This is a genomic window from Collinsella sp. TF07-1 (genome assembly GCF_003437235.1).
Lineage (GTDB): Bacteria > Actinomycetota > Coriobacteriia > Coriobacteriales > Coriobacteriaceae > Collinsella.
The window spans coordinates 1-5,308 of sequence record NZ_QSRV01000002.1; the positions used below are offsets into that span (position 1 = coordinate 1).

Annotated in this window: 5 protein-coding genes and 3 pseudogenes; 3 read left to right on the forward strand and 5 right to left on the reverse strand. The window is 60.7% G+C overall.

The features are described 5' to 3' along the window. Window positions 1–51: 51 nt before the first annotated feature. The 5 genes from yihA to DXC67_RS00970 all read right to left on the reverse strand — a co-directional run bounded on the left by yihA (window position 52) and on the right by DXC67_RS00970 (window position 3,580). Entirely contained in the window at window positions 52–642 is a 591-nt protein-coding gene (gene yihA / locus DXC67_RS00950) for a ribosome biogenesis GTP-binding protein YihA/YsxC (protein WP_117637018.1), read from the reverse strand. Window positions 643–680: 38 nt separating this feature from the next. After that, on the reverse strand, window positions 681–1,421 hold the full coding sequence (gene mtnN, locus DXC67_RS00955; RefSeq protein ID WP_117637019.1) for a 5'-methylthioadenosine/S-adenosylhomocysteine nucleosidase: 741 nt from the start codon (window positions 1,419–1,421) through the stop codon (window positions 681–683). Between the two features lie 78 nt (window positions 1,422–1,499). Then, window positions 1,500–1,688 (reverse strand): hypothetical protein, encoded by a 189-nt coding sequence (locus tag DXC67_RS10345; RefSeq protein ID WP_117637020.1) that lies wholly within the window; start codon window positions 1,686–1,688, stop codon window positions 1,500–1,502. Window positions 1,689–1,719: 31 nt separating this feature from the next. Beyond that, on the reverse strand, window positions 1,720–2,538 hold the full coding sequence (gene pflA, locus DXC67_RS00965) for a pyruvate formate-lyase-activating protein (RefSeq protein WP_117637021.1): 819 nt from the start codon (window positions 2,536–2,538) through the stop codon (window positions 1,720–1,722). 187 nt (window positions 2,539–2,725) lie between these two features. Further along, entirely contained in the window at window positions 2,726–3,580 is an 855-nt protein-coding gene (locus tag DXC67_RS00970) for a DegV family protein (protein WP_117637022.1), read from the reverse strand. Between the two features lie 604 nt (window positions 3,581–4,184). Between DXC67_RS00970 and DXC67_RS10770 the strand changes: the two are divergent. From DXC67_RS10770 to DXC67_RS10780, 3 pseudogenes are all read left to right on the forward strand, one after another. Then, a pseudogene (locus DXC67_RS10770) lies at window positions 4,185–4,664 on the forward strand (transposase); the annotation flags it as partial. 235 nt (window positions 4,665–4,899) lie between these two features. Further along, window positions 4,900–4,947, forward strand: a pseudogene (locus DXC67_RS10775) (hypothetical protein); the annotation flags it as partial. 130 nt (window positions 4,948–5,077) lie between these two features. After that, a pseudogene (locus DXC67_RS10780) lies at window positions 5,078–5,308 on the forward strand (hypothetical protein); the annotation flags it as partial.

Below are 5,308 nucleotides of genomic sequence, written 5' to 3' on the forward strand. Positions count from 1 at the left end.
TGATAGTTTGGCTTTTTATTGGTAGGGGCTCTTGCTAGACTGAAGCACTTATTAGAGGCACACCTCGGCAATGCGGCGCTTGAGCTCGTCGATGCCCACACCGGTTTGGGAGCTTGTGATGATTACGTTTTCGGCCGGGACGTTGAGCTGCTTTTTGATGGCTGCTGCCTGGCGGGCCTGCTGGGTGCGGCTGAGCTTGTCGGCTTTGGTGAGGCAAACGATAAAGTTGAACTCGTTGCCCTGCAGGTAGTCGATCATGTCATGGTCGAGCTTACTGGGGTCGTGGCGAATGTCAACCAGCGACACGACCAGGTTAAAGCTGCGCTCGGAGTCAAAGAAGTCGCCAATAAGCTCGGCCCAGCGGTCGCGCTCGGCCTTGGAGCGACGAGCGAAACCGTAACCCGGCAGGTCCACGAAATGCACGTCGTCGGCCTCAAAGAAGTTGATGTTGCTCGTCTTGCCCGGCGTACTCGAAACCTTGACCAGGTTCTTGCGGCCAAAGAGCTTGTTCATAATCGACGACTTGCCCACATTGGAGCGGCCCACAAAGCTCACCTCGGGGCAGGTGGACTCGGGAATCTGCGAAACCTTGCCGTAGCTGGCGACGAACTTGGCAAGCTGGTAGTTAATGGAATCGGCCATGGACACTCCTTGGTCGTAGGTTCTTACAAAAGAGCGCGCTATTGCGCAGCGGCAATGCGGCGGACGATATCGAGCGTGATGTCACTTGCGACACGCGCATACTCGAACAGATCGAACTCTCGATCGCAAATTGCATCGTACGCCTCGTCACAATTATCGCTGATAGCGCGCAACACCAGGCAATCGACACCATTTTTGGTTGCGACATGGGCAATTGCCGCGCCCTCCATGCCGACACAATCGGCATGCGTCGCCTCGATAGCGTCGTTGCGCATGGCGGCGCCCGTCACAAAGCGGTTACCCGTGGCAATCGTGCCGACCAGGAACTGCTTGGTGCCCTCGTTCGAAGCGACTGCATTTGTCGAAGCGTCAACGAACCCACGCTCAGCAAGCACGTCGACGGCAATATCGACCAGCGCGGGCGTCGAACCAAACTCCTCAAGCCCCGGTGCAGACTCGGCGATAAGCGCGGTATCGGTATCCAGATAGCGCAGGCGTTTGCCAATGACCACGTCGTCGATATGGAGCTTGGGGTTCAAACCGCCCGCAATGCCCGAAAACACAACAGCCTGCGGAGCATACTTACTAATGAGGTGCTGCGTTGCAGCGGCGGCGTTCACTGTGCCCATGCCCGCCGTTGTGGCGACAACTGTCAGGCCGTCGAGCTCACCGCTCACGACGGTCAAGCCTGCCTCCCGCGCCTCGCAAACGTCACTCAGCTCTTCCTTAATCTGCATGATCTCTTTTTCGAGCGCACCGATAATCGCGATGGTAGCCATACCATTCCCCAAACCTATACGAAATTCTCAACCACGGTATGGTACCAGCATTTTGTTTGACCTCGCCAAACGAACACGCTAAGCCAGTGCAGCTCGCGTATCAAACAGAGCCTTTGCAATCGCGGCCGTAACCTCGCTCGAGCGGTCGCTCCACGGCATCGATGTCATGACGCTCATGACATAGGTACGGCCATCGATGTCGATAAGGCCCGCATCGCATGTCGAATAGTAACCATCCTCGCTGACCCAACCCACCTTGTTGCACATCTTAAAGGGTAGTCAATTTGGGACGGGCTTGTTAGCCAATGGCCGACCTGAGCTCCGCACGGCGCTTTTTCATGCCGGCCATAACGGCATTGCGCAGCTCGGGCATGCGCACGGTATCCATCTGAGGTACGCCCTCCAGCTTATAGGGAATGCCCAGTTGCTCGTACTTGACGACACCCATCGTGTGATACGGCAGCATTTCCAGACCCACCACGTTGTGCCATGGAGCGATGAGGCGACCGAGCTTCTCGCACTCCTCCACCGTGTCGGTAATGCCCGGCACCACCACGTGGCGGATAACGACTTTAATCTTGCGACGCGCGAGTTCATCACCAAACGCCAGAATGCGTGCGGGGTCGCAACCGGTCAGCTTTTTATGCTCGACGGGATCGGCATGTTTAATATCGAGCAGCACCATGTCGGTCTCGTTGAGCACAGCATCGAACTTCTCGGGATGGTTGGGGTCAAACGCATATCCGCAGCTGTCAAGGCAGGTATGCACGCGGCCATCGGGGTTGTTGTGCATTGCACAGAACAGGTCGGCCAAAAACTCGGGCTGCAGGAGCGGCTCGCCGCCGGACACCGTAACACCACCACTGCGGTAAAACTCATGGTTACTCTGGAACTCGTCCATCAGGTGCTCGACGGTCACCATGGTGCCGCCGTTAACCGACCAGGTATCGGGGTTGTGGCAATACGCACAACGCATGGGGCAGCCCTGAACAAACACCACAAAGCGGATGCCGGGTCCGTCGACCGTTCCCATCGTTTCAATCGAATGTACGCGGCCCAGGGTAAACGCAGAGTCCTCGGGACGAGCATCCACACCCTCAAGCGTCATCTCAGCCATTCCCGCAACCTTGCCTCTCTTTGGTTATTGCCAATTAAAATGCCAGAGCCATTCTAGCCCATACGCATGATGGTGAAACGGTTTGGCGGCCAATTGGGTTGTCCTATTTGGCCCCACGCAAGAGCGGCGGAAAGGTTATCGCAACCCGCCCGCCGCCGAGGCAATAGATATCGATAGACGCCAGGCCTTACGCCTTAAGCGTGAGCACCGCACCGAAGGCGGTCGGGCCGCAGTGGCTCGAGATGACGCCGCCGACCTGAGTCCAGGTAACGTCCTTAAAGCCCAGGTCGTGCGCATAGACTTCCATATCGTCGCGCAGCTCCTCGGAAAGGCCCACTGAATACGCCAAACCAATGTGCGAGTAATCAATATCGCCCTTCGCAACCATGTGGTCAATAAAGGCACGGGCACATTTGAGCATAGAGCCGCGGAGCTTCTTGGTCGCCACGAATTTGCCACCCGTTACCTCAATGCAGGGCTTAATCTTGAGCAGATGGGCGCCAAGAAACGCGACGTTGGACAAGCGACCACCCGCCTTAAGGAAGGCAAGGTCCGTAGGAACAAAGCCCAGCAGCACGCGGTCCATCACCGAATTGGTAAAGGCGAAAATCTCGTCGACGGTGGCATCCGGATGGGCTTCGATATACTTGGCGGTCTCAACGGCGACAAGCGACTGGCCCACCGACACAAAGCGCGTATCCATGGAGAAGACGTAATCGCGGCCCTTTGCCGCAATCTTCGACGACTGATGTGAGCAGGTCGTAACCTCGGAATACGCAAGATGCAAAATGGTCGCATCGGGCCGCTCGGCGTGGATGCGGTCGTACACATGCGCAAAATCCGCCGGCGAGCAACCGCTGGTCTTGGGCATCACACCAAACTCGTTGCAACGCGAGTAAATCTCAAGCGGGTCGATCGATCCGTCTTCGACGGTCTCGTCACCAATCGTGACATGCATGGGCACGCGCACGATGCCATAGCGCTCGCAGAGCTCCGGCGTCACATCCGAACCAGACTCAACCACGATTACGTACTTGCCCATTATCATCACAACCCATCTCGACGTTGGCTTTTGAATATGTGACGCACGTCCGCCGTCCTGCTGCAGAACGGCCTCCAAGCGCCAAAGAGACGCCGCCCCTTGCACACAACAAAGGACAGCGTCTCCCTGGAAAACTCCGTGCTTATCTGAGATTCTACACGGTTTATTAAGGAGTGTTACTTATTCCGCAAACGGTAGCTATACGCGATAAACGGTAGCAAGCAAGAATCCAGAACGCTCAACCCATTAGGAGAGTTCCGCCTAAAGGGTGACTACACAGGACCCCGCCGGGGCTGTTTGGGCTACCTCCCAAAATATTCCGCACTGATATTTTCTGTATTGAAGACGTCGATGGTGCACCCGTATACCATTGACGTCGACACCATCAGATGCGGACCGCGCGGTGACCCCACATTCCGCTGGCGCCCACAGGGCTGCCCTCGTTTCCTGACATGTCCCGCGCGGGCCGCGGCGAGCCGAGACCGCCGCATGACCTAATAGGAGCATGGAGCGATACCGCGGACCCGAACAACCGCATTCTATCGCGCCCCGTCAGTGTGCCGTCTGCCCGGTCCAGGCGAGCACGGAAAGAACGGAGCGAGACATGAGAACCGAATCGACACCCGGCGCCCGCGGGCCGGTCTTCTGCGGGGTCGACACCCACGCCGACTCGCACTGGCTGTGCGTCCTCGACTGGAGGGGCCGCAAGGTCCTGTCCCGCCAGTTCCCCGCCGACGCGGCGGGCTACGAGGCGCTCGCCGGGGCGATCGCGGCGGCCGGGGAGCCGGCCTGCGTCGCGATGGAGGGGACGTCGTCCTACGGGGCGGGCCTCACCAGGCACCTCGCGTCGCTGGGGATGCCCGTGCGCGAGGCTCTCTCCCCGGCGAGGATGCAGAGGAGGCGCCCGGGGCAGGGAAAGTGCGACGAGGCGGACGCGGAGAGGGCCGCCCGCGCGGCGATGTCCGGCTCAAAGCTCGGGACCCCCAAGAGCCAGGACGGGTGGGTCGACGGGGTGCGCTGCATGCTCGCGGCGCGCTCCGGGGCGGTGAAGGCGCGGACCTCGGCGATAAACACCGCGAGGTCGCTGCTCACCACCGCGCCGGAGGGGCTCAGGTCGAGGTTCCGCGGCATGGGAGGGCCGAGGCTGATGGAGGAGCTCCCCTCCGTGCGCGCCGAGGGCGCGCTTGGCGCCGCGCTCGGCGCGCTGGCGGACCTGTGGGAGGCGGCGCGCGACGCGGCGCTCGACATGGAGCGCGCGATCGAGGCGTCCCTGGAGGAGAACTGCCCCGCGCTGCTGGCGATGTACGGGTGCGGTGCCCGTGAGCGCGGCCAAGCTCGCGGTCGCGGCCGGGGACAACCCGGGCAGGCTGCGCTCCGAGGCGTCGTTCGCGGCGATATGCGGGGCCTGCCCCATCCCCGCCTCGAGCGGCAAGACCGTGAGGCACAGGCTCAACAGGGGCGGCGACCGGCAGGGGGAAAGAGGGGAGCGGCAAGACCGTGAGGCACAGGCTCAACAGGGGCGGCGACCGGCAGGCGAACAGCGCGCTGCACGAGATCGCGAGGCAGAGGGTCATGCGCGACCCCGAGACCGCCGAGTACGCCGAGAGGGCCAGGGGGGCGGGGAAAGAGCGACAGGGAGGTCATGAGGTGCCTCAAGCGCTACGTGGCCAGGGAGGCGTACCGGGCGCTGATGCACCCGCACGAGATCAGGAGGCCCGAGGACGCCTC